General features: G+C 62.9%; 27 protein-coding genes. 13 read left to right on the plus strand and 14 right to left on the minus strand.

What is annotated here, in order from left to right; all coding sequences use genetic code 11:
- The first annotated feature begins 161 nt into the window (after positions 1-161).
- Positions 162-518 (plus strand): ferredoxin, encoded by a 357-nt coding sequence (gene fdxA / locus LMQ14_RS12275; protein ID WP_267734976.1) that lies wholly within the window; start codon positions 162-164, stop codon positions 516-518.
- 11 nt (positions 519-529) lie between these two features.
- Here fdxA and LMQ14_RS12280 read toward each other — a convergent pair whose 3' ends face one another.
- Positions 530-1,342, minus strand: a complete 813-nt coding sequence (locus LMQ14_RS12280) for a universal stress protein (protein ID WP_267734977.1) — start codon at positions 1,340-1,342, stop codon at positions 530-532.
- A 272-nt stretch (positions 1,343-1,614) separates the two neighbouring features.
- Between LMQ14_RS12280 and LMQ14_RS12285 the strand changes: the two genes are divergently transcribed.
- The 8 genes from LMQ14_RS12285 (at position 1,615) to LMQ14_RS12320 (ending at position 10,502) form a co-directional block, all read left to right on the plus strand.
- Entirely contained in the window at positions 1,615-2,502 is an 888-nt protein-coding gene (locus tag LMQ14_RS12285; protein WP_267734978.1) for a universal stress protein, read from the plus strand.
- Positions 2,503-2,597: 95 nt separating this feature from the next.
- The gene (locus LMQ14_RS12290) at positions 2,598-3,485 is read left to right on the plus strand and encodes a universal stress protein (RefSeq protein WP_267734979.1); all 888 of its coding nucleotides are present in this window, start codon (positions 2,598-2,600) and stop codon (positions 3,483-3,485) included.
- 93 nt (positions 3,486-3,578) lie between these two features.
- Positions 3,579-5,075: an AAA family ATPase gene (locus tag LMQ14_RS12295; protein WP_420714680.1), complete on the plus strand. Its 1,497-nt coding sequence runs from the start codon at positions 3,579-3,581 to the stop codon at positions 5,073-5,075.
- 628 nt (positions 5,076-5,703) lie between these two features.
- Complete coding sequence (locus tag LMQ14_RS12300) at positions 5,704-6,807, plus strand: 3-oxoacyl-ACP synthase III family protein (protein ID WP_267734981.1); 1,104 nt, start codon at positions 5,704-5,706, stop codon at positions 6,805-6,807.
- On the plus strand, positions 6,791-7,726 hold the full coding sequence (locus LMQ14_RS12305) for a 3-oxoacyl-[acyl-carrier-protein] synthase III C-terminal domain-containing protein (protein ID WP_267734982.1): 936 nt from the start codon (positions 6,791-6,793) through the stop codon (positions 7,724-7,726). The genes LMQ14_RS12300 and LMQ14_RS12305 overlap by 17 nt, the downstream gene beginning before the upstream one ends.
- Positions 7,727-7,730: 4 nt before the next feature.
- Positions 7,731-9,134, plus strand: coding sequence for a WS/DGAT/MGAT family O-acyltransferase (locus LMQ14_RS12310; RefSeq protein WP_267734983.1), 1,404 nt, complete (start codon positions 7,731-7,733; stop codon positions 9,132-9,134).
- Positions 9,135-9,317: 183 nt separating this feature from the next.
- Positions 9,318-9,581 (plus strand): hypothetical protein, encoded by a 264-nt coding sequence (locus LMQ14_RS12315; RefSeq protein WP_267734984.1) that lies wholly within the window; start codon positions 9,318-9,320, stop codon positions 9,579-9,581.
- 138 nt (positions 9,582-9,719) lie between these two features.
- On the plus strand, positions 9,720-10,502 hold the full coding sequence (locus LMQ14_RS12320) for an SDR family oxidoreductase (protein ID WP_267734985.1): 783 nt from the start codon (positions 9,720-9,722) through the stop codon (positions 10,500-10,502).
- On the opposite strand, the gene LMQ14_RS12325 is transcribed toward LMQ14_RS12320, so the two are convergent.
- The 7 genes from LMQ14_RS12325 to LMQ14_RS12355 form a co-directional block, all read right to left on the minus strand.
- A complete protein-coding gene (locus LMQ14_RS12325) occupies positions 10,495-13,395 on the minus strand; it encodes an RND family transporter (protein ID WP_267734986.1) in 2,901 nt (966 codons plus the stop codon). The genes LMQ14_RS12320 and LMQ14_RS12325 overlap by 8 nt on opposite strands.
- Positions 13,392-13,808, minus strand: a complete 417-nt coding sequence (locus tag LMQ14_RS12330; protein ID WP_420714641.1) for an MmpS family transport accessory protein — start codon at positions 13,806-13,808, stop codon at positions 13,392-13,394. The genes LMQ14_RS12325 and LMQ14_RS12330 overlap by 4 nt, the downstream gene beginning before the upstream one ends.
- A 302-nt stretch (positions 13,809-14,110) precedes the next feature.
- Positions 14,111-14,719 carry a TetR/AcrR family transcriptional regulator gene (locus LMQ14_RS12335; protein WP_267734987.1) on the minus strand — a complete coding sequence of 203 codons (609 nt, stop codon included), beginning with the start codon at positions 14,717-14,719 and terminating at the stop codon, positions 14,111-14,113.
- 140 nt (positions 14,720-14,859) lie between these two features.
- Complete coding sequence (locus LMQ14_RS12340) at positions 14,860-15,801, minus strand: alpha/beta hydrolase (protein ID WP_267734988.1); 942 nt, start codon at positions 15,799-15,801, stop codon at positions 14,860-14,862.
- A gap of 73 nt (positions 15,802-15,874) precedes the next feature.
- Positions 15,875-16,495, minus strand: a complete 621-nt coding sequence (locus LMQ14_RS12345; RefSeq protein ID WP_267734989.1) for a hypothetical protein — start codon at positions 16,493-16,495, stop codon at positions 15,875-15,877.
- The gene (locus LMQ14_RS12350; protein WP_267734990.1) at positions 16,492-17,094 is read right to left on the minus strand and encodes a methylated-DNA--[protein]-cysteine S-methyltransferase; all 603 of its coding nucleotides are present in this window, start codon (positions 17,092-17,094) and stop codon (positions 16,492-16,494) included. Before LMQ14_RS12350 ends, LMQ14_RS12345 begins: the two co-directional genes overlap by 4 nt.
- 2 nt (positions 17,095-17,096) lie before the next feature.
- The gene (locus tag LMQ14_RS12355) at positions 17,097-17,597 is read right to left on the minus strand and encodes an RNA polymerase sigma factor (protein WP_267734991.1); all 501 of its coding nucleotides are present in this window, start codon (positions 17,595-17,597) and stop codon (positions 17,097-17,099) included.
- A 123-nt stretch (positions 17,598-17,720) separates the two neighbouring features.
- On the opposite strand from LMQ14_RS12355, the gene LMQ14_RS12360 reads away from it, so the two are divergent.
- The 3 genes from LMQ14_RS12360 to LMQ14_RS12370 are packed head-to-tail and all read left to right on the plus strand — an operon-like array spanning position 17,721 to position 19,647.
- Positions 17,721-18,233, plus strand: a complete 513-nt coding sequence (locus tag LMQ14_RS12360; protein WP_267734992.1) for a methylated-DNA--[protein]-cysteine S-methyltransferase — start codon at positions 17,721-17,723, stop codon at positions 18,231-18,233.
- On the plus strand, positions 18,233-18,946 hold the full coding sequence (locus LMQ14_RS12365) for a 2OG-Fe(II) oxygenase (protein ID WP_267734993.1): 714 nt from the start codon (positions 18,233-18,235) through the stop codon (positions 18,944-18,946). The genes LMQ14_RS12360 and LMQ14_RS12365 overlap by 1 nt, the downstream gene beginning before the upstream one ends.
- A gap of 35 nt (positions 18,947-18,981) precedes the next feature.
- On the plus strand, positions 18,982-19,647 hold the full coding sequence (locus LMQ14_RS12370) for a nitroreductase family protein (protein ID WP_267734994.1): 666 nt from the start codon (positions 18,982-18,984) through the stop codon (positions 19,645-19,647).
- 55 nt (positions 19,648-19,702) lie between these two features.
- Here LMQ14_RS12370 and LMQ14_RS12375 read toward each other — a convergent pair whose 3' ends face one another.
- Both LMQ14_RS12375 and LMQ14_RS12380 read right to left on the minus strand, forming a co-directional pair.
- Positions 19,703-20,314, minus strand: coding sequence for a sigma-70 family RNA polymerase sigma factor (locus LMQ14_RS12375; RefSeq protein WP_267734995.1), 612 nt, complete (start codon positions 20,312-20,314; stop codon positions 19,703-19,705).
- Positions 20,315-20,488: 174 nt separating this feature from the next.
- Positions 20,489-21,406, minus strand: coding sequence for a LysR family transcriptional regulator (locus LMQ14_RS12380; protein ID WP_324291136.1), 918 nt, complete (start codon positions 21,404-21,406; stop codon positions 20,489-20,491).
- Between the two features lie 212 nt (positions 21,407-21,618).
- Here LMQ14_RS12380 and LMQ14_RS12385 point away from each other — a divergent pair, with 212 nt between their 5' ends.
- Positions 21,619-22,197, plus strand: coding sequence for a carboxymuconolactone decarboxylase family protein (locus LMQ14_RS12385; RefSeq protein ID WP_267734997.1), 579 nt, complete (start codon positions 21,619-21,621; stop codon positions 22,195-22,197).
- Here LMQ14_RS12385 and LMQ14_RS12390 read toward each other — a convergent pair.
- The 4 genes from LMQ14_RS12390 to LMQ14_RS12405 all read right to left on the minus strand — a co-directional run bounded on the left by LMQ14_RS12390 (position 22,194) and on the right by LMQ14_RS12405 (position 25,771).
- Entirely contained in the window at positions 22,194-23,318 is a 1,125-nt protein-coding gene (locus LMQ14_RS12390; protein ID WP_267734998.1) for an NADH:flavin oxidoreductase, read from the minus strand. The two genes, LMQ14_RS12385 and LMQ14_RS12390, sit on opposite strands and share 4 nt — an antisense overlap.
- 152 nt (positions 23,319-23,470) lie before the next feature.
- Positions 23,471-24,496, minus strand: a complete 1,026-nt coding sequence (locus LMQ14_RS12395) for a CobW family GTP-binding protein (RefSeq protein ID WP_267734999.1) — start codon at positions 24,494-24,496, stop codon at positions 23,471-23,473.
- A gap of 674 nt (positions 24,497-25,170) precedes the next feature.
- Positions 25,171-25,332, minus strand: a complete 162-nt coding sequence (locus tag LMQ14_RS12400) for a hypothetical protein (RefSeq protein ID WP_267735000.1) — start codon at positions 25,330-25,332, stop codon at positions 25,171-25,173.
- A 193-nt stretch (positions 25,333-25,525) separates the two neighbouring features.
- Complete coding sequence (locus LMQ14_RS12405; RefSeq protein WP_267735001.1) at positions 25,526-25,771, minus strand: hypothetical protein; 246 nt, start codon at positions 25,769-25,771, stop codon at positions 25,526-25,528.
- Positions 25,772-25,915 lie beyond the last annotated feature (144 nt).

Below are 25,915 nucleotides of genomic sequence, written 5' to 3' on the forward strand. Positions count from 1 at the left end.
GGCGACCTCAAGCTCAGTCGGCAACAGTCCCGGTGACTGTCGTCCGTCGAAGCTAGCGCGCAGAGGTCGACGCTCTTACGCGGAAAGGGACTTTGGTCCTTTCCTTTGAGGGCGTTGGGCTGACGTGTCTCTCGCCGTGTCTTGGCTAGCCTCATGATTTTATGACCTACGTGATCGGTGCTTCTTGTGTGGATGTGAAGGACAAGTCCTGTGTTCAGGAGTGCCCCGTCGACTGCATCTATGAGGGCGCGCGAACGATGTACATCAATCCCGATGAGTGCGTGGACTGCGGCGCTTGCAAGTCGATTTGCCGCCTCGACGCGATTTACTGGGAAGGAGATCTGCCCGATGACCAGGCACAGCACTTGGACGACAACGCTGCCTTCTTCAGCCAGGTACTCCCAGGACGGAATTGCCCACTGGGCTCGCCGGGTGGCGCCGCCGAATTAGGTCCGGTCGGTGTCGACACGCCGTTGGTCGCTGCCTTGCCTCCCTCGACCGTCGGTAAGCACCCGTAACGACTGTTCGTCTAGCGCACGACGAGAACCGAGCGTCCGGCGTGCCCGAAATGGGGGTTGATCGGACCCACCACGCGGGCGACTTTGTCGGCGTCCGAGCTGTCGACCACCGCAAGCTGAACCGATTCCTGCGTGTTTGTGAGGAATTCGGCGGCTCCACCTCGTGCGGCCGCCGGACGGACGTGCACCTCGCGATACTCAGCTGCCCAGCGGCCAAGGCGATGTTCGAGCTGCTGGTACGGAATTTCGCCCAGGCCCCAACGCCAAACTCCCAGCGCCAAAATTGGAGCACCGCGAAGCCGCGCTTCCCTGAATCCGTGCTCGAGTACGGCGTCGTTGTCCGGTGATTCGTCGACAACGACTGCGATCGACCCGGAACCCGACTCGTCGGCGCCACGGTTGTGGCGAATGATCGCCACCGGGCACTGGGCCTTCTGCGCAACCGCGTCGGCGGTCGAGCCGAGAACCCTGCGGGCGATCTGCCCGATCCCAATGGACCCTATGCAAATCATTGCTGCGTGGCGTGATTCGCCGATCAGAGCGTCTGCGGGCGATCCGTGCACGAGGTCGGTTTCAATTTTGACGTGTTCACTGATCGCATGCAGCGCAGCGCAGGCGGCGCGAAGCGCTGTTTCGCCGTACTCGATATCCAGACTCTCATCACCTGCGGCTCCATCTGCCTGTCGTTCGGGGATTGCGTGGATCAGGCGCAGCGGCACATCGCGGCTAATTGCTTCGGCAACTGCCCATTTGGCCGCGTTGATCGCTGCGTCGGAGCCGTCGACACCCACAACAACCCGTTGTGGCGATTGCGGATGGTTCATTGCATCCTCCGATTGAGAGCCGTGTTAGCGGGATATCCCGCGCTCAATTGGAAACGCTATTCGGCGGTGGGACCCCTCAGCAGGGCCGTTGGGCCCCCCTTCCGTGGCGATGGTCACCCGCCGGGTCCGTGCACGCAGGGGAGACGCTATGTCCGAGAGGTCAACCAAGGGTCAGCCGATGAAGGCCTCCCGACCATGGGGTTGGGGACGAAAGTCTCATGACTGACCGGCTGTTGGGTCCGTAGCGTTCTAAGTGACTGAGGGAGAACGAAATGGCGGCATCCGAGAAGCGTTATGGCATCGTCGTTGGGGTCGATGGGTCGGCCGCCTCGAATTTCGCCGTCTGCTGGGCCGCACGCGATGCGGCGATGCGACGTATTCCACTGACCTTGGTTCACATGGTGAACCCGGCTCTGCCGGTGTGGCCGCAGATGGACGTTGTAGCCGACACATTGACATGGCAGGACGACTACGGCCGTCGCGCTCTCGAAGAAGCGGCCAAGATCGCCCAAGACGCTGCGAAGGCCTACTGCCGCATCAGAATCGTGTGCGAGCTGAGGCACGAATCCCCTGTCCGGGCGTTGATCGGACTGTCCGAGCAGGCAGAGATGGTCGTCGTGGGCAGCAATGGGCGCGGTGCGGTCGCGCGGGCGTTGCTTGGTTCGGTCAGCTCCGGTGTTGTGCGAGGTGCACGCTGCCCGGTCGCAATCATTCGTGACGAAGACCCATTGATGCCTGATCCACTACACGCTCCGGTGCTGGTGGGGATCGATGGCTCACCGGCCTCGGAGCTTGCGACCGCCATTGCGTTCGACGAAGCGTCGCGTCGCGGGGTCGAACTGAAAGCGGTGCACGCATGGAGCGACACCGCGCTGTTCGAACTGCCCAGGGCTGATTGGTCGGCGGCCAGGTCCGAAGCCGAGCGGGATCTTTCTGAACGCCTTGCGGGCTGGCAAGAACGGTACCCGGATGTCGCGGTGCATCGACTCGTCATCCACGACCAGCCGGCGCGGCAGCTGATCGAGCAGTCGGAATCGGCCCAGCTGTTGGTCGTGGGCAGCCACGGCCGAGGCGGTCTGAGCGGCGTCCTGCTCGGATCGGTCAGTAACGCGGTCGTTCACGCGGTCCGTATGCCGGTGATCGTCGCGCGGCCGTCCTAGGCCGCCCAGGTCGCAGGACTATGGGGTAGCTACTAAAGCCTCATGATCGACGACTGTTCCCGCAGTAGCGTTTTCAATGACTGAAGGAGAACCAAATGACCGCTTTCGAGAGGCGTCACGGGATCGTCGTAGGAGTCGATGGATCGGCCGCATCCAATGCCGCCGTCGTTTGGGCAGCGCGTGACGCGGCCTTGCGAAATGTCTCGTTGACCCTGGTCCACATGTTCAGCACATTCGTGCCGACCTTTCCGCAGATCCCGATGCCGAGCGGAGTTGCGCTATGGCAGCAAGACGACGGTCGCCAAGCCCTCGAGCAGGCGATCAAGATCGCCCAGGACGCCGTCAAAGCAGACCAGAAGCTGGTAATAGCAACTGAAGTGAGGCCTTCACCTCCGGTGCCGACGCTAATTGAAATGTCGGAGGCGGCCGAGATGGTCGTAGTCGGCTCCAACGGACGCGGCGCGGTGGACCGGGTCTTGCTCGGTTCGGTCAGTTCGGGTTTGGTGCACGGCGCGCGGTGCCCGGTCGCGGTGATTCACGCCGAGGGTTCGGTCCTTCCGCATTCCGATCACGCTCCGGTTCTGGTGGGAATCGACGGGTCACCGGCCTCAGAGCTGGCAACGGCCATCGCGTTCGACGAAGCGTCACGGCGCGGTGTCGAGCTGAAAGCCCTGCACGCGTGGAGCGACGTCGAGTATTTCGAGCTGTCTGGACATGACTGGACAGCGGTGAGCGCTGAAGAGGAGCGGAATCTGGCCGAATCTCTGGCGGGCTGGCAAGAACGCTACCCCGACGTCACGGTGCAGCGCCTCGTTGTTCGTGACCGGCCCGCCCGGCAATTGGTCGAACTGTCAGAATCGGCCCAGCTGGTCGTTTTGGGCAGCCACGGTCGAGGTTGCTTGAGCGGCGCGATGCTGGGTTCGGTCAGCAACGCGGTCGTGCAAGCCGTTCGTGTGCCTGTGATCGTTGCTCGGCCTTCCTAGGTTTCTCCGCGAAATCCCCTTAGAGACAGCGAAATTACGATCATGGCGGTTGCGATCAGGGCCAACGGGTTCACCGGCTCGGGGACGGCAGAGATGCCTTACGTGGATGTGCACGAAACACACACGGGTGTGGTGGTATTGGTCGGTGACCGAGCGTTCAAGGTAAAGAAGCCGGTATTGACCGACTTTCTCGATTTCCGGACAGTTCAACAGCGTGAGCGCGCATGCGTCCGGGAAGTCGAGTTGAATAGCCGCCTATCTCCCGACAGCTATTTCGGCGTCGCGCATCTCAGCGATCCGGACGGAGGGCCGGCCGAACCGGTCGTCGTCATGCGGCGGTACCACGACGACGACCGGTTGGCGTCCGTGGTGACCCGTGGCCCCGACGAATACGTTCGCGGCGTACTTGACACCATCGCCGCCGTGCTCGCTGGCTTTCACGAGAATGCCGAGCGAAGTCGGGTGATCGACGCCCAGGCCAAGGCGGGCGCGGTGGCCGGACGCTGGCATGAGAACCTGTTGGAACTGAATCACTATGCGGACAAGTCAAATTCGATGGTCTCCTACGAGTCTCTCTCGCGGATTCAGCGTCTTGCCGCCGAATTCAGCTCTGGCCGCACCCCATTGTTCAGGCGGCGGATCGAAGAGGGGTGCATTGTTGACGGCCACGCCGATCTGCTCGCCGACGATATTTTTTTCGCCGACGGCGAACCGGCACTACTCGACTGCCTGGAATTCGATGACAAACTGCGTTACGTCGACCGCATCGATGACGCTGCTTTCTTAGCGATGGACTTAGAGTTCTTGGGCCGCAAAGACCTTGGCGACTACTTCCTCGCGCGTTACGGTGTGCACTCGGCCGATACGGCGCCATCGTCGCTGCTGGACTTTTACATCGCCTATCGCGCGGTGGTAAGGGCGAAGGTCGACTGTATGCGGTTGTCACAGGGCAAATTGGATGCTGCGGTAGATGCGTCCCGGCACCTAGCCATTGCGACCGAGCACCTTGAACACGGCAGCGTTCGTCTGGCGCTGGTCGGTGGGAATCCGGGAACGGGCAAGTCGACCGTTGCCCGTGCGCTGGCTGAAAGAGTTGGGGCGCAAGTAGTTTCAACAGATGACATACGCCGGGAACTACGGGAAGCGGACACCATAGTCGGGGACTCAGGCGCTCTTGATGCAGGGCTGTATAGCGCCAATAACGTCAGAACGGTCTACGACGTGGCCCTGGACCGGGCTCGGGAGTTGCTGGGTAACGGGCAATCAGTCGTTCTCGATGCCACCTGGCGGGATCCGCATGTTCGTGCTCACGCTCATCAGCTCGCCACGGAAACACTTTCGTCGATGGTGGAACTCGTGTGCGTAACAACGGCGGACCTGGCGGCCCAGAGAATTACGACTCGGCTGCGGGGAAACTCCGATGCGACTCCGGAGATTGCAGCAGCGTTAGCGTCCCGGTACAACGGCTGGGACACCGCGTACCCGGTGGACACCTCTGGATCGGTTGAGCATTCTGTCCAAGCTGCGTATGACGTTTGGTGTCAAGCGATCTACGCGCCGGGTCTGCGGACGATCACCGCTCGATCCTGATTGAGTGCGCGATTGCATATAACCGGGACGAGTCGATCGCGTCTCGGCGAAGCGCTCCGCACGCGCGCTCAATGTCACCGCATGCCCGGCAGCCAGCAGCCGCCCGGCGTACACACTGCCGTGACTCTGACGGTGGGCAACCGCGTGGCCTCGGGGCAAAGCCGATACTCCTAGCCGTCGCGGTCGTACGCCGGGTCCTGCGCGTAGGCCTTGCGCGCTGCGCTCACCGGGCTGGCTTGCAGGTGGAGTCGAACGTCTCGGAGGTTAAGGACCAATGGCTCTGTCAGCAAGCGACACGAAATCCCTAGTGTCGACTCACAGACTCAATGAGGTGGTTGACATGCCAGTCAAGGTGCCGGATTGTCACGTGATCCGGGACGCGGTGAGTCTCGCATGTCATGCGCCTTCGCTGCATAACAGCTGACGTTGAGTTGCGGTGCGGTCCTTGATCATCTCCGAGTCGCCATCGCCGCCGTCGGCTGGGACAGCGCCACGGCGCGCCTTCCCGATCCGGACGAACCGAATCATCTTGCGACACTTATATTCCAACCCATCCAGACGGTGACTGAGGCAGATCAGCGGCGCTCGGCTCGCTGACGACCAGTAGCCGCCGAAGGAGGTATCGCTGATGGTTCGGCATTGGCTGGTGATGGAAACCGACGGACAAGGGGTGCCGGCACCGTTCGTCGCCCGGTTGGCAGGTGCCGGCCGGCATCTGCCCGAGACGCACCTCACCACAGACGAATTAATGGCGACCACACGGCATCGCACCCACATCGATCTGGAACGGTTGACCGGGATCCGCGAGCGCCGGGTTTCGGTGGGCGACGAGGATTCCTACACTCTGGCCACCTCCGCGGCACTGAACTGTCTCACCACTGCGCAGCAGGATCCAGCGTCGCTTGACGTGGTTATCAGCTGCAGTATCACGAAGCTCCGCGGGGGGTTTACTCAGTGGCTTGAACCGACTATGAGTAGTGCTGTGGCGTGCGGCATCGGGGCGTCGCGGGCAATGACCTTCGATGTTTCGAATGCGTGCGCCGGGATGCTCACCGGGGTAACAATTTTGAACAATTGGATCCGGCAGGGCATCGTCGAGCGCGGACTGGTGGTCAGCGGAGAATACATCTCCCAGCTCGGCCATAACGCGGCCCGTCACATCCGCAACATCATGAGCAAAGAGCTCGCCTGCCTGACCCTTGGTGATGCCGGCGCGGCACTTCTGCTGGAGCGGGCTCCCGCCGGCTCAGCGGGAATCGTCCTTGCCGGGTTCACCACGGTCGCCGATTACAGCCGGCTCTGCTTGGCGTATCCAAAGGGCCACGATCCGGGCGCGCGGATGTTCACCAATTCCCGCGCCATCCAGAAGGCCGCGATTGCCAACACTCCGCTGCTGCTGCACGAAGTTCTTGACACCGTTGGCATTTCGATTCACGACATCGACCACGTGATCACCCACCAGACTTCGGCACGTGCTATCCGCAAAGGAATGGTCCGAATGTCGGAGTCGTTCGGCGACAGTCCGCGGCACGACGCCGTGATCACCGTCGACCGGTACGGCAACACGGCATCGACGACCCATACGGTGGCCCTCGTCGAGGAACTCGAGGCGGGACGAATCGAGGCCGGAGAAAGGATCGCGCTGCTTGCGCTGGCCTCGGGGCTGGAGATCGGCGTGGTTTTACTGACCCTGGATGAGGAGTTGGTGAGCCGTTATGGGGACAGTCATTGATCGAGTCGACATCGCGCACCCCCGCTGGCGTGACCGGCACAGCGCGCTGCACATCGCGGTCGGTGCCGCCAAGGACTGTCTGCAGCGTGCCGGATGCGATCCCAATGAATTGGATCTTGTGGTCAATGCGGGGATTTACCGCGACCGCAATTTGGGGGAGCCTGCGCTGGCCGCGCTGATTCAGGATGACATCGGGGCCAATCCCGAGGATCCTCACGATGACGGTCACGGCACCTTCTCTTTCGATATCGCCAACGGCGCCTGCGGACTACTTACCGCGCTGCAGATCGTCGACGGATTCCTGCGAACGCACAGCGTCCGCCGCGCGCTCGTCGTGGCCAGTGATGCCGATCCGGGTCATGGCATGAGCGAGCACTTTCCGTTTTCGGCCGCCGGTGCGGCGTTGCTGTGCGGATGGACCGATGACAGTTACGGCCTTCGCGGTGTGTCCTGGGTGAATGTCAACGATGCGGCAGATGGTGCCGAGATATTCTCTGCAACAGTCGGATTCGCTGACGCGCGTAACGTTCTTCGGTTCGCTCAGTCAGCCGCGATGGATGAGCGATTCGCAGCGGTGGCCGCGCAGGCGGCGCACGCCTGCTTGGAAGCGCAATCCGTGCGGCTGTCCGATATCGACATGATTGTCGCTGCACCTGCGCGGCACGGGTATCGCACCGCGTTGAGCAGCCGGCTGGGGGTGCCGGTCGACCAGATCTGCGTCGCTGACGATCAGCGGGTGCATACCGCCGCGCTGGCGGCGGCGTTCGAGCGGCAGGTCGACCGGCTGTCGGCGGGCGCGCAGGTTCTGTTCATCGCCGCCGGTGCAGGCACCACCGCGGGTGCCGCCCTGTACCGCCAGCCGCCGCCCACTTTCAGGACTTTCGACCCTCACCGCGGGCAACGCGAGAGAGCACAGTAGCGAGATGGAGCATCTAAGTGCCCTTGATGCCACTTTCCTCGAGGTAGAAGACTCCGATCCGCACGTGAGTCTGGCGGTCGGCGGCGTGTCGATCATGGCAGGGCCGGCTCCGAGCTACGACGAGTTCGTTTCGGTGTTCGCCGAACGGGTACCGACAATCCCGCGCTGCAGACAGATCCTGCGGACTCATCCGCTCGATCTCGGCTCACCCGAATGGGTGGATGACCCGCACTTCGAAATCTCGCGGCACCTGCACCGTCTCGCATTGCCACATCCTGGCGACGATGCCGAATTGTTCGAGATGGTCGCGACTGTGATGGAGCGGCGCCTTGATCGCGAGCGCCCGTTATGGGACTGCTGGATCATTGAGGGGCTGAGCGGCAACCGGTGGGCCGTGCTGACCAAAATTCACCACTGCATCGCCGACGGCATCTCGACAACGCAGATGCTGGCGAAGTTCAGCGATGGCGGCGGCGGCGACAGCTTCGCCACCGACATTCGCGCGGCCAGGGAGCCGGTCCGGCATTGGCTTGGTCTGCCGAAGGTGAGCTTGAACCCGTTGAGCTGGGTGAGCGGGATTGCCCGGAGTGCGTTTGCCGCAGTGGCCGCAGCCGAACACATGGCGGTGGGTGCGGCCGAACTGACGGCCAGTCTGCTCAGCGCGACGCCCGAATCGTCGCTGAACGGACCCGTCACGACGATGCGACGCTACAGTGCGGCCCGGGTTCTGTTGGCTGACCTGCGGGAGGTTTCTCAGGCATTCGACGTGACGCTCAACGACGTGGCGCTGGCGGCAATCACGGACAGTTACCGCAGGATTTTGCTTGACCGCGGTGAGCAGCCCGGCCGCAACTCGTTGCGCACACTTGTTCCGGTTTCGGTCCGCGCGACGAGCAAATTCAACATGACCGATAACCAGGTCTCCGCGATGCTGCCGTTACTGCCGGTCGATGAGGCGGACCCGGTGCAGCAGCTGCAGCTGGTGCACAGTCGGCTTGCGCGGGCCAAGGCCAGCGGTCAACGCGAAGGTGGCAGCGCGCTGACTTCGGCGGCCAAAAGTGTCCCGTTCGCGTTCTCGGCGTGGGCCATTCGCTTGCTGACCCGGTTGCCGCAAAAGGCGGTGGTCGCCGTGGCGACCAATGTTCCCGGCCCACGGAATAGGCAAAAACTGATGGGCCGGCAGGTGCTGGAAGTCCTGCCGATACCTCCGATCGCTCTTCAGCTGCGCACCGCCGTCGCGATGCTCAGCTATGCGGACAACTTCGTGTTCGGCATTACCGCCGACTACGACACCGCGCCCGACATCGACGCGTTGGCCGCGGGAATCGAGGATGGGGTTGCGCGGTTAGTCATGGCCAGCGGCGCGCGTCGCCGCAAACGCGGATCCAACCCGCGTCGGACAAAGTGAAATCCTTTACTAGCCAAGCCGTCTGGCGTCGCCAGGGCGTGAGCCTGACGCTTGGGCCAATGAGTAATTCGGCGCTCGGGCGAGGGACTTTCGGCCACGACGCCGGCCGTGATACTAGACGAGTCTGAGTTTAAGCTGGCCGCGGAGCGGCCCCCGATGAAGCCATTAGGAAACCGAATAACCATGGCGCACCGTGCATCGCCCGCTTTCGTCGATTTGTCCGCACTCTTGTCTTCGGTGTCGGACGAGGCACTGCTTGCTGATTCAGCGCTGAGGGCACTGATGGTCGACTACTCCTGTTACCAATTGCACCTGGCCGATTGGCACGCGCGGCAGCCGCCCAGGCGGCACGGCGAATTCAAAGACTGGATCATCGAAGGCCGGACACTGTTCGACGGGCTCGACGAACTGAAGCAGATCGCCCACAGCCACCTGCGACGAGACTGAGGCCGCAATCGATGGCTTCGGTGGATCGGCGTTGGCCGAAGTCATCGAGAACGGAAGGTCTGGTCATACAACCCTGCGTATATGTATGGTGATCGCCAGCGTCTAGGCCTGGCGCACCGACACGACAGGAGATATGTAGTGGCAGAGCGGTTGGCGGGAAAGGTTGCGCTGATTAGCGGGGGTGCGCGGGGGATGGGCGCCTCGCACGTGCGGATGCTGGTGGCGGAGGGAGCCAAGGTCGTGTTCGGCGACATCCTCGACGACGAAGGCAAAGCGGTAGCAGCGGAGGTCGGCGACTCGGCTCGTTACCTGCACCTCGATGTGACCAAGCCCGACGACTGGGATGCAGCGGTGGCAACCGCGCTGCGCGAATTCGGCGGCATCGACGTGCTGGTGAACAACGCGGGCATCATCAACATCGGAACCTTTGAGGACTACGCGCTCTCGGAGTGGCAGCGGATCCTCGACATCAATTTGACCGGTGTGTTTCTCGGTATCCGGGCCGTGGTCAAACCGATGAAGGAAGCCGGACGAGGCTCGATCATCAACATCTCCTCGATCGAAGGCATCGCCGGCACCATCGCCTGCCACGGGTACACCGCGACGAAATTCGCTGTCCGGGGTCTGACGAAGTCGGCGGCGCTGGAGCTTGGGCCCAGCGGAATCCGGGTGAACTCAATCCATCCCGGCCTGATCAAAACCCCGATGACCGATTGGGTTCCCGACGACATCTTCCAGACCGCGCTGGGCCGGGCCGCCGAACCCAAGGAGGTCTCGCACCTGGTGGTCTATCTGGCCAGCGACGAGTCCAGCTATTCGACAGGGTCGGAATTCGTGGTCGACGGCGGCACCACGGCCGGGTTAGGTCACAAAGACTTCTCCGCTGTGCAAACCGATGAGCAGCCGGAGTGGGTTACGTAGCGGCAGTTACAGATTCGGGCTCCGTGGCGGGCTTCGGCCAGGGCGACGGGATCGGGCGTTGCCGCACTCGTTGCGGCCACCAGAACCACTTGCCTAACAGCGCGGCAATGGATGGCGTCATCAGCGACCGCACGATCAGCGTGTCGAAGAGCAGGCCCAAACCGATGGTGGTGCCCACCTGGCCGATGACGGTCAACTCGCTGACCGCCATGGTCATCATCGTGAAGGCGAAGACCAACCCGGCCGAGGTGACCACCGAGCCGGTGCCGCCCATCGACCGGATGATTCCGGTGTTCAAGCCGGCGTGGATCTCCTCCTTGAACCGCGCGACCAGTAGCAGGTTGTAGTCGGCACCGACGGCGAGCAGGATGATGACCGACATCGCGAGCACCATCCAGTGCAGCTCGATGCCGATAATGTGCTGCCAGATCAGCACCGACAACCCGAACGACGCGCCCAGTGAGAGCAAGACGGTGCCGACGATGACCGCCGAGGCCACCACACCTCGGGTGATGATCAGCATGATGATGAAAATCAAGCAGAGCGAAGCGATTCCGGCGATCAACAGGTCGTAGGTGTTGCCGTCACTGAGGTCTTTGAAGATGGCCGCGGTGCCCCCGAGGTAGATCTTGGAGCCCTCCAGCGGCGTGCCCTTGAGCGCTTCGTAGGCAGCTTTCTTGATGGCGGCGATGTGCGAAATGCCTTCTTGCGACATCGGATCGCCGTCGTGGCTGATGATGAAGCGCACCGCATGGCCGTCGGGGGAGATGAAATTCTTCATGCCCTTTTTGAATTCGGCGTTGTTGAAGATCTCCGGCGGCAGGTAGAACGAGTCGTCGTTCTTGGACGCGTCGAATGCCTTACCCATCGCGTTCGAGTTCTTCTGCGCCTCGCTTTGCTGATCCTGCAGACCCTTTTGGGTCGAATACATGGTCAGCATCGTGACTTTCATGGCCTTCATGTTTTCCAGCATTGCTGGCATCAGCGCCACCATCTGAGGCATCAAAGTGTCGAGATGATCCATGACGGGCAGCAGGCTCTGGATGTCATCGGTCATCGTGTCGACACCGTCGAACAGGTCGAAGACGGATCGTAACGAGTAGCACACCGGGATGTCGAAGCAGTGTTTTTCCCAGTAGAAGTAGCTGCGAATCGGTCGGAAGAAATCTTCGAAATCGGCCATGTGGTCCCGCAATTCAGAAACATCCAGGGTCATCGCATGCATCTTGGCGACCATCTGGTGCATATCGTTGGCCATCTTCGCGGTGATGTCTGACATCTTTTGCATGCTGTCGATAGTCGTCTGCATCATGTCGGCCTGTTTGAGCATGTCGGCCATCTGGTCTTCTTGGTACTTCTGGTTCATCTGCTGGCTGACGCCCTGCATGCTGATCTGGAACGGGATTGAGGTGTGCTCAATCGGTTTTCCCTCGGGGCGGGTGATGGCTTGCACGCGGGAGATTCCAGGTACCCGGAAGATCGTCTTGGCGATCTTGTCGATGACCAGGAAGTCCGCGGAGTTGCGCAGATCGTGATCGCTTTCGATCATCAGCACTTCGGGGTTCATTCGCGCATGCGAAAAGTGCCGATCGGCGGCGTCGTATCCCTCATTGGCGGGTAGATCGGCAGGCAGATAATTGCGGTCGTTGTAGTTGGTGCGGTAGCCGGGCAGGGTCAGCAAGCCGACGAGCGCGACCCCGATCGTCATGACCAGGATCGGCCCGGGCCAGCGCACCACGACGGCACCGACCTTGCGCCACATACGAATACGCTGCGTGCGCTTGGGCTCGAGCGTCTTGCCGAAACGGGTTGCCACCGCGATGACGGCGGGACCGAGCGTCAGTGCCGCCGCCACCACGACCACCATGCCGATGGCCAGCGGGATTCCCAGCGTCTGGAAATAGGGCAGGTTGGTGAAGTGCAGGCAGAACGTCGCGCCGGCAATGGTCAAGCCGGAGCCCGCCACCACGTGTGCGGTGCCGTGAAACATGTCGTAATAGGCGTCTTCTCGGGAATCGCCCTTACCCCGGGCTTCCTGATAGCGGCCGATCAAGAAGATCGCGTAGTCGGTGGCGGCCGCGATCGCCAACGTGACCAACAGGTTGGTGGCGAACGTGGAGAGCCCGATGATGTTGTGGTAGCCCAGGAACGCGACCATTCCGCGCGCGGCCGACAGCTCCAGCACCACCATCACGAGCGTGAGCAGCAGCGTGATGACCGACCGATAGACCAACAGCAGCATTGCGATGATCACGGTGAACGTGCACATCGTGATGAGTTGGACGCTGCGATCACCCGCCATGTGCTGATCCGCTGAGAGCGCGGCGGGCCCGGTGACGTAGGCCTTCACGCCGTTTGGCGGGGGCATGCTTTTGACGATGTCTTGGACGGATTCGACGGAGTCGTTGGCCAACGCTTCGCCCTGATTACCGGCGAGGTAGACCTGGACGTAGGCGGCCTTGCCGTCGTTGCTCTGCGCGCCCGCCCCGGTCAGCGGGTCGCTCCACATGTCCTGAACGTGCTCAACGTATTTGGTGTCGGCGTCGAGCTTCTTAACGATCGCGTCGTAGTAGGCGTGAGCATCGGCACCGAGCGGCTTTTGGCCCTCGAGGACGATCATGATCGAACTGTTGGACTTGTATTCGTTGAACACCGCGCCCATGCGTTTGGTCGCGACCACCGATTGTGCATCGTCGGGTGCCATCGACACCGAGCGCATCTTCCCGACCGTGTCCAGGTCGGGGACGATCGTGCTGAGCACCGCAATGAGCCCGATCCAGCCCAGGATGATCAGTACTGCGAATTTCCGGATGAAACGCGGGATCTTTTCCCGCACTGGCTCTTTAGCCGCGGGAAGGGCGTCGGTGCGCGTGTCGTTGAACGTTGTGCTCATGCTGATTTCACCAGGCAGAAGGTCAGGGCGTGCACGCCATTGGTTATCTTCTCGTCCTTGATTTCGTCATCGATGGTGATGCGGCAACCGAGGTAGTCGCCGTCGCTTTGCGCTGAGAGGTTCGGGAAGACCGTCGGGGCGGTTGTGCTGAGGACCAATGTCCACGGCAGTGGTGCACCGTCGATCCGCTTGGGGTCTCCGGACAGATCCAGATAGTTCACGTTGGCGTGGCTTGCCGAGCCGAAGACCTCGTATTTGACGACCTTGGGTTTGAACGGCTTGGAGTCCTCGAGTCGCGGGCTCGTCAGGATGCCGGTGTCGTTGGCGCCGAAGAAAGACTTGACCCGCACCACGGCAAAGCCGCCCACCATCACAACCGCCACGATCAAGAGCGGCAACCATGCGTTCCGCACAATCTTGGATAGCAGCAACTACGTGAGTCCTTTTCTCGTCACCGTCGGGTGGCCAGCGCCCGCGTAACTTGCAGGCATTCGTGCGCACGAGCGGCATGACTCAGCATCGGATTTCGGTCCTAGCCGTGAGTTGCGCGCCCGATCGTTGCTTGCAGATGACGCTGACGGCGCGCGCCGGCAGTCGTTTCCGGTACCGACGCGTGCCTCGCTTTGCGGAAGCGTCCCCGAACACCGCCACCAGCGCATAGTACATGATGTGCATATCTTGCACATCATGCAACATTTGCCGGCGGTGTTTCAGATCACTTTGTAAAGATGCTGTTCACGAGCGCGGCGGCCCGCTCGACATAGGGCATCGGCGTGTCGTCGGGATCCACCGGCTCGCTGTTTGCCCACTTTTCGAGGCCCGAACGCACCGCGGTCAACGCCAGCGCGGAAATCAGGGCGGCCATCTCGTCGTCCGGCTTCATATCCTGGCGGCGCACGATGATGTCGGCCAGCTGAAGCTGAAAGCGCTCCAGGTCGGCGAGGAACGCGGCCAACACCGCGGGGGAGGTTTTGGCGAGTTCGAGCATGTGGGCGGCCTGCTCGCGCAGCGGGGGCACGTCGCGCAGATGGTGCGCGGCCAGGGTGATCAGCTCGGCCAGCACCACTGAGTAGGGAGCGGGTCCGGCCGCGACGAAATCCGCGGCCAGCTCGGGCGGGATGTCCGAGGGGCCGTAGGCGATGGCCGACTCTTTGTTCGGGAAGTAGTTGAAGAACGTGCGCGTCGAGATTCCGGCTTCAGCGCAGATTTCCTCGATGGTCACCTTGTCGAATCCACGCTCGAGGGCCAGCCGCACCGAGGCGTCGCGGATGTCTGCGCTGGTCTCGCGGCGACGCCGCTCGCGCAGTCCCATCGGGTTGGCCATACCCCCATAGTTGCACGTTCTGCACATTTTGCAGTCAACTAGCCTGATTCGACTACCGGCCGGGTCGGCTCGAACGACCGTTGCCTGCGGCGCACGATCGCGAAATTCGAACGCGTACACCGCAATTTCTGGGTAAGCGCTTAGCCTGGCTGGTCTTCTGCCGGCGCGGCCAAGGCGGCCCAGAGATGGTCGCGCTGGCTGGCGAAGAACTTCACCGAAATCGGCGCCTTGTCGACGATGTGGTCGAACGCGTGGAACGCGCCGGGGGCGATCTCCTCGTGGACGGGCACGCCTGTCTCGCGCAGCCGCCGCCCGTAGTCCAGACACTCCTGGTGGTAAAGATCCAACGTCCCGACACCGATCCAGGCCGGGGCCAGCCCGGACAAATCCGGGCGACGCCCCGGGGCCGCCTCGACGGGGTCTGCTCCGTCGAGGTACCACTGCCAGGCCAGTTGATTGTCGGTTTCGGTCCACATGATGCGCTTGGGGCCGTCACGGTTGACGCCCGTGCGATCGTCGAGCATCGGGTAGACCAGCATCTGATAGGCAAGCTTGATCTCGCCGCGATCGTGTGCCCGGTGTGCCAACGCGGCCGCGAAATGTCCGCCGGCGCTTGCTCCGCCGACCGCGATTCGGTCCGGGTTGACCCACGGCTGGCGCGCCAGCCAGAGCAGCGCCGCATAACAGTCTTCGAGCGGTGTCGGGTACGGATGCTCGGGTGCGAGTCGGTGCTCAACGGCTGCCACTGCGACACCGGTCAGGCGAGATAGCTTGCGGCAGAACTTATCGTCCTGGACGGCGGTCCCCATGATGGTGCCGCCGCCATGGATCCACAGCAGCGCGGACGCCCGCTCGGGGAGGCCGGCTGGGCGGTGCATACGAACTTTGACGTGTTCGTTGACCCTGACCACCGGCACATCGCGGAGTCGGCCGGCGTTGCCCAGGGCCAGCATGATGGCCCGCTGGACCTTGTAGCCGCGATGCAGCGCGTATCCCCGGGGCAGAAAGCGGGCCACCTTACGCAGATCGGGATCCAGCGCCTGCGGCGAGGTGAAGGCGTTCTCGGGCAACGCGTTTGCCATGGGTGTTCTCTGTTCCCTTGCGCCGACTGGCCAGTTTGACCATACACAGCGGGAACAATGTCAGGACCATGGGTTATCGGGCGGAGTCGTCAATCTGAACGGGGTATCCGGCGCGCAAAATTCGCATCGTGGACGGCGGGGTGAGCACCGTGGCCTCGCCGCTGTTGGGGCGAAGCAAATTGTGCCGATAGGAGTTGTCTTGGCCCCAGAGCGCGAGGTGGTCACCGACGACGGCCGCCGGTCCGGAATCTGTGGCAACGAATACTCCGTCGGGCAATTCGTCCCACGCAGCGCGGTGGCCAGTCTTGTCCATCCGTTCGTGGTGCAACGCAGCGTCGATGTCCTTAGCGTAAAGCGGTGTCGTGCAATGTGTTTCAATCCATAGCGATCGGTAGGTCTGGTAGGCGCGGTGTCGGCATTCGCCGCACGGGCGGTGTCCGGCAGCCAGCGCCACCGCCTCGTCGAGGAAGAACAGCGGCGTGTAGCGCTTCGTTTCCCACTGCGCGACTCGGCGGCCCCGGAACGACAGCACGCAGGTGATCCAGGTCTTGTGTTGATGATTGCGAACGATGTCGCGGGTGCCGCGCCCTTCGTGCAGACGCCCACGGTTGCCCATCCAGGCGCCCCGGCCTCCGACGGCGATGATCTCGCCCAGTGGTGAGACGCGGTTGCGCGCCGGCCTTTCCGTCGTCATCCCTCCCGCTCGAGGTCGAGCAGCGTGCGTTTGGCGACGGGTCCGCCCCGGTAGGCGCCGACGGTTCCATCGGATCGGATCACCCGATGGCAGGGCACGACGATGGGGATCGGGTTGGTCGCGCACGCGGTGCCCACCGCGCGTACCGCCTTGGGGGAGCCCGCCAGTTGCGCCAGCGCCGCGTAGCTCGCCGTGGCGCCGTAGCCGACGTCGGTATTGAGGTGTTCCAGGACCGTGCGTCGAAATCCGTGCGACAGCGACCAGTCCAGCGCCACATCGAAGCTGTGCCGGCGGCCGGCAAAGTATTCGTCGAGCTGTCGCGCGATCGGATCCAGCCGCATCGGCGCCTCGAGCATCCGGGGGCTGATCCGCTCGGAGAGCGCCAGCAGCACGCCGTCCTGATCCTCGTTCGCGAACGCCACCCGAACCAGTCCGAGCGGGGTGGCCGCCACCAACAGCGGCCCGACAGCGGAGTCCACTGTGCGGTAGGCGATGTCGAGTAGATCGCCGGCCGCGGCGTTCGTTTCCAGGCGGGCGTGCAGGCGCTGCAGATGGTCCGGGTCGACGGGGTAGTGATGGGCGAGGTCAGTCGGGGTCATGGTCATTCCTTTGCAGTGTCGATGAGGGGATAGGTGCGCCGCAGGGTGGCGATGCCATCGGCTGCCGCCCGGCGGGCGGCAGCGACGCTGCTGTCGAGGATCGTTGCGATCTCCGCGTAGGGCAGGCCGGCCAGATAGTGGTAGGCCACGGCCTGGCGTTGCTTGGGTGGCAGCGCACCGACGGCCGTGTCCAGGTCGAGATCGTGGCCATCGGCTCGTTCCCCGGCGGGGGAGTCGGGGGTATCGGCGACCGGGACGGCCCGTCGTGCCGCCGCGCGGGTGATGTCGATGGCTTTGCGGTGCGCGATCGTGACCAGCCACGCCTCGACGTTGGCGTCGCCCGGCAATTGCGGGTAGGCCTTCAACGCCGACAGGAAGGTGTCCGACCAGGCGTCGTCGGCGTCGCTGTGGCCGACCACGGCGCGCACCACCCGCAATACCGTCGCGCCGTGCTGCGCCACGACAGCCTCAAAGGGCAACTTGACGTGCTGGTCGGCCTTCACCGTGAGATTTCCTCCTGCTCCTGATGTGAAGACGTCGGCGCATCGTGGAATGTGAGAAATCAATTCGCACCTCATCTCACGCTTTCGGACCGCTCATCGTCTACCGATAAAGGAGGTTGAACGATGACAGCACGACACACGAGGATCGACAGCCCGTTGGGCGAGCTGACCCTCGTCGCAGACGATGGCGCTCTGAAGGGTGTGTATTTCCGGCACCATTGGCACCCGCCCACAGCGGACGCCCTCGGTGAGTATGTGGAACCGGCGGCCGACGAACTGTTCCGTCGCGCCGGCGAGCAACTGCGGGAGTACCTCGCTGGACAGCGCACCGGATTCGATCTTCCAATCGCATTGGCGGGCGACCCGCTTCGGCGCCGAATCTGGGATCGGCTTGTCGACATCGGCTACGGCCAGACGAAGACATACGGCGAGCTGGCCGCCGAGCTGGCCGACGGCACCACCGCCTACGAAGTAGGCCAGGCCGTCGGACGCAATCCGCTGAGCATCGTCGTGCCGTGTCATCGGGTCGTCGGAAAGGACGGCGCGCTAACCGGTTACGCGGGCGGCCTGAAGCGCAAACGATTCCTGTTGGAGTTGGAGGAGCCGTCACCCGCGATGGCTGGCAAGCTGTTCTGATGCCGTCGACCTGGCGTAAGCGCGTCGATGCCGCGGACTGGGAGGCCGTCACCGCCGACCTCGACGATGTCGGCGGTGCACTGCTGCCGGAGCTGATCAACCCCGCCGAGTGCGCTTCGATGATCGATCTGTACGCCGACGACAGTCTGTTTCGCGCCGTCGTGGATATGGGCACACACCGCTACGGGCAGGGCGAGTATCGCTACTTCAAACAGCCCTATCCGGGTCCGATCGAAGACCTGAAACAGGCGCTCTACCCACGGCTATTGCCGATCGCCCGTGACTGGTGGACAAAGCTCGGCCGCCAAGCCCCGTGGCCCGACACGCTCGACGAATGGCTGGACATGTGCCATCGCGCCGGACAGACCAAAGCCACCGCATTGATGCTCAAGTACGGCCCGGGCGATTGGAACGCTCTGCACCGAGACCTATACGGAGACCTCGTGTTTCCGCTGCAGGTCGTCATCAATCTCAACGAGCCGAGCGTGGCGCACACCGGAGGCGAATTCCTGCTCGTGGAGCAGCGGGCCCGGGCTCAGTCACGAGGGACAGCCACAACGCTGCCGCACGGACACGGCTACGTCTTCACCACCAGGGAACGGCCCGTGCGATCGACGCGAGGATGGTCGGCGGCCCCGGTACGCCACGGTGTGTCCGCCGTCCGTTCCGGCCGGCGCTACACGCTGGGACTGATTTTCCACGACGCGGCCTGAACACGGTTGTCGCCGGCTACGGCACGATGGTGGGCATGGAGTTGTACGACGTCATGCGATCTACCCCGGCAGTGCGCGAATTCACCGACGATCCGCTTCCCGATGAGGTTCTCGGGCGCATCCTCGATCACGCCCGCTTCGCACCGACCGGCGGCAACCGGCAGGGCGTGCGCGTCATCGTGTTACGCGATCCGGACACTCGGTCCGCGTTGGCGGATCTCGGGCTCACCGCTGCGCGCCGCTACACTGCGCAGCTCGCCAATGGCGAGTCCCCGTGGAATCCATTGCAGCCGACCAGCGTAGCCGCGTCCGCGATCGAGGCGGCGCAGCCGCCTGCGCAGATGTCGGCGCCGTTTCGTGAGGCGCCGGTCGTATTGGTGATCCTGGTGAACCTCGCTGTGGTGGCCGCCACCGATCAGGATCTCGATCGGATCGCGGTGGTACCCGGCGCTTCGGTGTACCCGTTCGTATGGAACGTGTTGCTGGCCGCGCGCAACGAAGGCTACGGCGGAGTACTCACCACGATGGTTGTCGCCGAGGAGCCGCGGGCAAAAGATCTTCTCGGCATACCCGACACATATGCCATCGCCGCGATGGTGCCGCTAGGCAAGCCCGTGCGCCAAGTGACGAAGTTGCGACGACGGCCGGTCTCCGAATTCGTCACCTCGGACCGGTTCGACGGAGCGCCCTTCGGCGGCTGACGACAAGGCGTATGCGGCGATCTGCCCCTCGCCCTTAGGCTGTGCCTACTTGCTATTAGGCTGCGGCTACCACGACGTCGCCTTCGCGGATGTATCGCTGCTCAATAGCGAAGTCCAGCAGCAACTTCCGCATGTTTTTGCGGCCACGGTGGATGCGAGACATGACTGAACCCAGTGGTATGTCCAGGATTTCGCCGATTTCCTTGTATCGAAAGCCTTCAACGTCGGCGTAGTAAACGGCCAGCTGCTGCGACTCGGGGAGTTGCTGCAGTGCCTGGCGAACCTCCGGGTCGCCGATCGAATCGAGCACTTCGGCCTCGGCCGACAAGCGTCCGGTGGTCGACTGCGGGGGCCCGGCGGGAATCAGAAAGTCGGTGACGTCGCCGGCCAACCACTCCACTGGACGACGTTTGGCGGTGCGGTAGTGATTGATTCGCGTGTGGTTCATGATCGTGAAGAGCCATGCGCGCAGGTTGGTGCCTTCCCGGAAGGACGCGAATCCGACGTAGGCCTTGATCATGGTTTCCTGGACGAGGTCTTCGGCGTCTGCGTGGCTTTGGCTATACCGGCGTGCCGCACGGAATAGCTGATCGCGCAACGGTATGACGTCGCGTTCGAATCGCGCTGCAAGATCATCGAGATGCGGGCTCGGCGTGGACTGCGACATGATCGTCAACCTCGTAATCTTTGCGCTCGGTTGTGTCTTTTCATCAGAGCAACGAAGCGTGATCGTGTCCAATGAATGGTTCTGATCCGAGCCATCAAAATTAGAGATGGGCGTTGGATAAGGCCTTTCAGCCCTTCCAGACGCGACCAGATGGCGCACCAAAAAAGCTGTCGGCTAGGGCGATTGGCATGTCGAACGCTGGTCAGGACGCTGCGTCGACGCCAAGATCAATTCGGCGAGCTTCGCGGCGGCCGGCGAGATCCGTGCCGGCCCACCCATGGCGAGGTAGATCGGCCACACAATCTCTGGTTGCAACGGCACCGCTCGGAGGTTCGGAAAACGGCTGGCGTCGCTCGCGGGCATGAACATGGTGCCCAATCCGTGCTCCACCAAACTGGATGCGACCCCGTCGTTGACCGCCGCTTCGTACCGAGTGCGCGCCGCGATGCCGGCTGCCGTGAAGGCGTTCTCCACGACGCGGCGCAGGCCGAATTCGGCGGGGAAGCCGATCAGGTTCTCGTGGGCGAGCTCAATGATGGCGATGCGGTCGCGCTGCGCCAAATGATGATCGGGCCTACAGACAAAGACCATCGGCTCCTCAGCTAGCAGCCGCATGTCAATACCGGTTGGGAAGCGGTCCGGGGCGGACACGAAGGCAAGGTCGAGCGAGCCTTCGGCAATCGCCGACAGATGTGGGGTCGAACGCGGCGTGCTCAGCCGCAGAATGATCTGGACGAATGGATAAGTGCGGTGGAATTCACCCAATACCTTAGGGACGTCCAGCGCTCCAAAGGATATGAGTGAACCCACTTCGACGGTCCCGGAGAGCGCGCCGAGGTAGTCGTTGATGGAATCCTTGGCCAGCCGAGCGCTGTGAATGATGCGGCGCGCATGCTCGCGGAACAACTCACCGGCCGGGGTGAGTTTGATCTGCTGCTTGGATCGATTGAACAGTTCGACGCCGAGTTCCCTCTCCAGCTTGCTGACTGATGTGGAGAGGGCGGACTGAACGACGTGGACCCGTTGTGCGGCACGCGAAAAGTTCATTTCGTCTGCCACAGCAATGAAGTACTCGAGCTGACGTAGTTCCATCCCGCACACCCTGTCAATGGAGTTGAGGAACATGTCAGAAGGCATCATCGGACCTGATGCTGTGCGCACGCTCCAACGAGATGTAACACCTGTCAAGTTGCATTCCGTGCGCTGCCGGCGCATGCGGATTCGTGCCGACGCGATGATTGCCTGTGGCCGCCGGAATGGCGATACTTCAGGGGCCCAGACAGGTGCTCATAGGAGACGATGAAGTGACACGAATCGCGCCATCCACCGCCTTTGCCGAGGTGCCGACCGCAGACCTCGGTCAAGGGGATCGGATCAACCTCGGCGTCGCTTCCATCGTCAGTCGCCTGCCCGCGGCGGCCGAGGCACTAGGCGCGTTGACCGCTGCGCTTCGTACCAATGGAAGTTTGTCGCCCCGGCTGCTCGAACTGGTGCGGCTGCGCATCGCGTTTTTCAACCAGTGCCGAAGCTGCATCGCGGTCCGCTACCAGAGCGCGATCGACGACGGGCTCGACGAGGATGCGGTGTGCTCGCTGGAGCGACCGGCCGACGCGGACAATTTGTCGAACGCCGAGCGATCGGCTCTTCGCTTCGCCGAGTTGTTCGCGACCAACCATCTCGCGATCGACGACGCGGTCTACGACGAGTTGCGCAAGCACTTCAGCGAGGACCAGCTGGTCGAGCTCGGCCTGCACTGCGCGATAGCTCTGGGAGTCGGCCGGCTCTCGGCGACGTGGGACGTCAGCGACGATCTGCCCGAATCGAACGGGTCGTCCGAACGCCTGGCTCCCTGGAACTCGGCGTCGGTCGTCGCGACCGGTTAATCGTCCAGAGGGACGACTTCCGAATCCTTGATGTCGGCAATGGGCCCGAACAGCTCGGCGGGCGCGTCAGGCGTGAGCGGTCGGCCGGTCTGAACCCGACGCGGCCAATCCCGATTAGCCAGCGCGGGTTTGGCCAGGGCGACGACATCGGCGATTCCGGAGTCGATGACGGCGGCTGCGTCGCGCGGGTCGTCGAGGTGGCCATTGACGATGAGCGCGAGTCCGCTGTATTGCTTGGCAAGCTCGGCCAGCGTTTTGCCGGTGCCTCCGAAAGCGGGTGCCAGGGCACGGTATTCGGTGGTGTGAATGTAATCGATGCCGGTTTCCCCCAGAGCGCTGAAGATGACGGCCGCGTCGTCCTCACCGCCAGTCCACTTGTAACGGTTATCGGAGACCTTCCCCTGCGAGATACGAATACCGGTGGCCATGTCGGCGCCGACGGCGTCGGCGACGTCATGGCAGACCTCTGCTGCGAACCGGGCCCGGTTGGCGACGCTGCCGCCGTATTCGTCAGAGCGGGTGTTCAGGTAGTCGGTGAGGAATTCGTCGACGAGGTAGCCGTTGGCGCCGTGGATCTCCACGCCATCGAACCCGGCGTCGCGCGCCATCCGCGCTGCGTTGACGAATCCGGCGCGGACCTGACCGATCTGCTCGGTGGTCATCTCGTCAGGAGTCTGGTACGCCCCGGAACCGCGATAGTTCGCGGCCTGCTCGCCTTTCGGTCGGACCGCGGACGGCCCCCAGGTAGCGGTGGTGCGCGGATTGCCTTGTGACTGGCTGCCGGCATGCATCAGCTGGGCAAAGAATTTCGCGCCGGCGGCGTGGACGCCGTCGACGATCCGCTGCCAGGCTTTGGCCTGCGCGGCGGTTGCGATTCCGGGTTGGAAGAGGTAGCCCTGGCTGGCCTGCTCGTCGGTGTAGATGCCTTCGGTGATCAGCAGACCGAAACCGCCTTCCGCGAAAATCCGGTAGTAGGTGCCCATCCGATCGGTGGCCAGGCCTTCGGCTGTCGCGCTCACTCGGGTCATCGGCGATAGAGCGACACGGTTGGTGAGGTCGACACCTCCGATGGTGGTCGGGGTAAATAGCGATTCATGCGAAGGATGCTGCTGGGCGGTCATAGAACCATCCTTACAAGATTCCGATCCTGCTATCTTCTGCCAACTCGTGCCGACGACCGACTTGAGGAGCGGCGGCGGGCGGACGAGTTGACGGTGGGCCAGACAGTCAAACGTCACTGTGACGTAATCTGTTGGGGTGCTGGGCTTTTCAATCAGAGGTTACGCCGACGATACTGTCGTAGGCGGTGAACATTGGCGAGAGTCGCCGGGCCGGCGAAGGGGCGCAGTACGGTATCGAGTCGAGCGCGCACGGCATCGGTATCGAGGCCCATCCCGATCGCTACGAGACAGTTGGCTGACATCCCTGGTGGTGCGATCGCAATGTGAATCACCGAGCCGACCAGGTTGACCGCATACGTGTGGGTGGCTGCTCCGTATCGCACCGACACGGCACCCTTGATCCGATATGCCCCGGCAGGCGGATCCTCGAGCAAGTCGATCAGCGCGCCCGGGTCGATTTCGCCTTCGCTCGTCGCGGTGACCGAGTCGGCTTGGGAGTTGTCGTGGTCGTGGTCGTGATAGGTCGGGGCATCGACGAGCAGTTCGCGCAAGGAGAGCTGGCCCCACTCTTCGTTTGCTCCCGATACGTCGTAGAGCATTGCAGGATCGATCTGGCCGCCGATCGCGCCGACGACGGTGGCACGTGGATTGCGTTCTCGCACGCGTCGTTGGATCCGCTCGACAGTCGCAGTCCGATCGTCGCGGGGGAGTTGATCGAGTTTGTTGACGACGACAAGAGAAGCCGCGCCGTAGCGGGCCGGCGACGTTTGGCCGACGTCGACGGTGTCGAAGTGTGTCGCGGCGTCGATGACATCGACCAGTCCGCCGAACCGCACGCCGGTTACCTCGCTGAAACCGATGATCCGGGCGACCGAAACAGGTTCGGCCAGACCGCTGGCCTCGACGATGATGGCATCCAGATTGAGTCGAGGATCGGCGAGCTTGGTCAATGCCTCGTCGATCCCGCCGTCATCGGGCAGGCAGCAGATGCACCCGCCGGCGATGGAGGCAGGCTCGTCGACTTGCCCGGTCACCAGCATGGCATCGACATTGAGTTCACCGAAGTCGTTGATGATGACGCCGATTCGGGCTCCCGGGCTGCGAAGCACATGATTGAGCAGACTGGTCTTGCCGGCACCAAGATGGCCCGTCAGGCAGATGACAGGGATCGCTCGCACACTTGTCCTTCACGTCTCATCGGCTGCCGAGGTCCGGGTGGGGCGGTGACCGTAATGCTAATGATTTTCAATAAGCTGTAATGAGCCGGCCCTCGGATTCTGTCAGAACCTCTCGGTCGATGCGGGCTGCGACTGTGACGTGGCACCCAAAAGTCGTGCAGCCCAATGCCATTCGTCACAGTGACGTTTTGTCGACACCGGGCGGGGAAGGGAACCGGCGGCAGGGGCATGGGTGTCGAGTCGGTGGTCACGGCTGTCGCCGGCGTTGGCGCTCTCCGGAATCCGGTCCGGCGCGGGTGGGGTGGCGGTCGCCGGCTCGATGTGGACACGTTGCCCGATTTGCGTCGGATCAATTATGGAGCCTGAAGAGCCCTGTCGCGCAGAGCAATTCGTCACAGTGACGTTTTTCGATAGATCTCGCGGATGGGGCAATGGGCCTTTAACTAACTCGATTAGGGTTCGCCAACTAACTCCATTAAGGATCGCATGATCCGCCACAGCGGCCATGGCGCGGCCGTCGTTGCATGGGCCATGGTGAGTCGACTAAGCGTCGTCGAGGAGCCCGTCAGATGGGCCTGCGCGGCGGGACTTGATCGGCGTTCAAGTCGAACTGCGCATATGGCTTATGCCGATAAGCGACATTATGTCAGGTTGGGTAAAGCGAAATGCCCTGCTCAGCGGCGCGCCGCCACTACGCTCTGCTCACCGTCATCGGCCAGGAAACCGAACTGCTCAAGTTCGCCGCCCGTACCCTCGCAGGACTCTCCCAGCGCCTCGACACGACCTGCGGCGCACTCGTCGACGGTCACTGCACGGCTGGAAAGCTCTTGCGGCATCTACAGCCTGCTCGGAGAACGCCTCGCCACGAAATTCTTCCGGCGTCCTACCCAGGGTGACGTTGCCGCGAGGCCACCGTTGCTCATGGCGCAAGCGGGCCCTCCGCGCAGGGAGTAAGCCGCTGCATATTGCCAGGTAGACAGGTCGACTACCAAGACCGACGGGGCGCGCCCGTCCGTGCCGTATCCGGTGCTAACTCAGCGTCAAGATCGCGACCGCGGCGACGCCAATCACCGTCACAAGGGCCACCAAAATCACCGCGACCGCCGCGCGCACGATCGCTTCTTCCGTGAGTCGCCAGCGCGGATTCAATTCGACGACAACGGTGTCCCCTCGCCGGCCAATTGCGTTCATGTTTGCGACTGCCAAAAGGACATCGTCACGCGCGTCGGGCGCGTCTTGGTCGACTGGGTTGTGCGCGGCGATTGTGGTGGTCATATCAGCCCCCAGGCTTGCGGACGCCCGATAGGCGTTATTGGGAAGGTCGAAGGCTTCGGCCTTCGCGGAGGTCCAAAGTTACGCGTGCGAGATCACGATTGCGGTAACGAACCTTAACGGTCGCAGCACACAATCGTGCTCCCC

This window comes from Mycobacterium sp. Aquia_213, from assembly GCF_026625985.1.
GTDB lineage: Bacteria > Actinomycetota > Actinomycetes > Mycobacteriales > Mycobacteriaceae > Mycobacterium.

Coding starts and splice junctions, on each gene's coding strand:
- fdxA (WP_267734976.1), top strand. CDS start 162: ATGACCTACGTGATCGGTGCTTCTTGTGTGGATGTGAAGGACAAGTCC.
- LMQ14_RS12280 (WP_267734977.1), bottom strand. CDS start 1,342: ATGAACCATCCGCAATCGCCACAACGGGTTGTTGTGGGTGTCGACGGC.
- LMQ14_RS12285 (WP_267734978.1), top strand. CDS start 1,615: ATGGCGGCATCCGAGAAGCGTTATGGCATCGTCGTTGGGGTCGATGGG.
- LMQ14_RS12290 (WP_267734979.1), top strand. CDS start 2,598: ATGACCGCTTTCGAGAGGCGTCACGGGATCGTCGTAGGAGTCGATGGA.
- LMQ14_RS12295 (WP_420714680.1), top strand. CDS start 3,579: ATGCCTTACGTGGATGTGCACGAAACACACACGGGTGTGGTGGTATTG.
- LMQ14_RS12300 (WP_267734981.1), top strand. CDS start 5,704: ATGGTTCGGCATTGGCTGGTGATGGAAACCGACGGACAAGGGGTGCCG.
- LMQ14_RS12305 (WP_267734982.1), top strand. CDS start 6,791: ATGGGGACAGTCATTGATCGAGTCGACATCGCGCACCCCCGCTGGCGT.
- LMQ14_RS12310 (WP_267734983.1), top strand. CDS start 7,731: ATGGAGCATCTAAGTGCCCTTGATGCCACTTTCCTCGAGGTAGAAGAC.
- LMQ14_RS12315 (WP_267734984.1), top strand. CDS start 9,318: ATGGCGCACCGTGCATCGCCCGCTTTCGTCGATTTGTCCGCACTCTTG.
- LMQ14_RS12325 (WP_267734986.1), bottom strand. CDS start 13,395: ATGAGCACAACGTTCAACGACACGCGCACCGACGCCCTTCCCGCGGCT.
- LMQ14_RS12335 (WP_267734987.1), bottom strand. CDS start 14,719: ATGGCCAACCCGATGGGACTGCGCGAGCGGCGTCGCCGCGAGACCAGC.
- LMQ14_RS12340 (WP_267734988.1), bottom strand. CDS start 15,801: ATGGCAAACGCGTTGCCCGAGAACGCCTTCACCTCGCCGCAGGCGCTG.
- LMQ14_RS12345 (WP_267734989.1), bottom strand. CDS start 16,495: ATGACGACGGAAAGGCCGGCGCGCAACCGCGTCTCACCACTGGGCGAG.
- LMQ14_RS12350 (WP_267734990.1), bottom strand. CDS start 17,094: ATGACCCCGACTGACCTCGCCCATCACTACCCCGTCGACCCGGACCAT.
- LMQ14_RS12360 (WP_267734992.1), top strand. CDS start 17,721: ATGACAGCACGACACACGAGGATCGACAGCCCGTTGGGCGAGCTGACC.
- LMQ14_RS12365 (WP_267734993.1), top strand. CDS start 18,233: ATGCCGTCGACCTGGCGTAAGCGCGTCGATGCCGCGGACTGGGAGGCC.
- LMQ14_RS12370 (WP_267734994.1), top strand. CDS start 18,982: ATGGAGTTGTACGACGTCATGCGATCTACCCCGGCAGTGCGCGAATTC.
- LMQ14_RS12375 (WP_267734995.1), bottom strand. CDS start 20,314: ATGTCGCAGTCCACGCCGAGCCCGCATCTCGATGATCTTGCAGCGCGA.
- LMQ14_RS12380 (WP_324291136.1), bottom strand. CDS start 21,406: ATGGAACTACGTCAGCTCGAGTACTTCATTGCTGTGGCAGACGAAATG.
- LMQ14_RS12390 (WP_267734998.1), bottom strand. CDS start 23,318: ATGACCGCCCAGCAGCATCCTTCGCATGAATCGCTATTTACCCCGACC.
- LMQ14_RS12400 (WP_267735000.1), bottom strand. CDS start 25,332: ATGCCGCAAGAGCTTTCCAGCCGTGCAGTGACCGTCGACGAGTGCGCC.
- LMQ14_RS12405 (WP_267735001.1), bottom strand. CDS start 25,771: ATGACCACCACAATCGCCGCGCACAACCCAGTCGACCAAGACGCGCCC.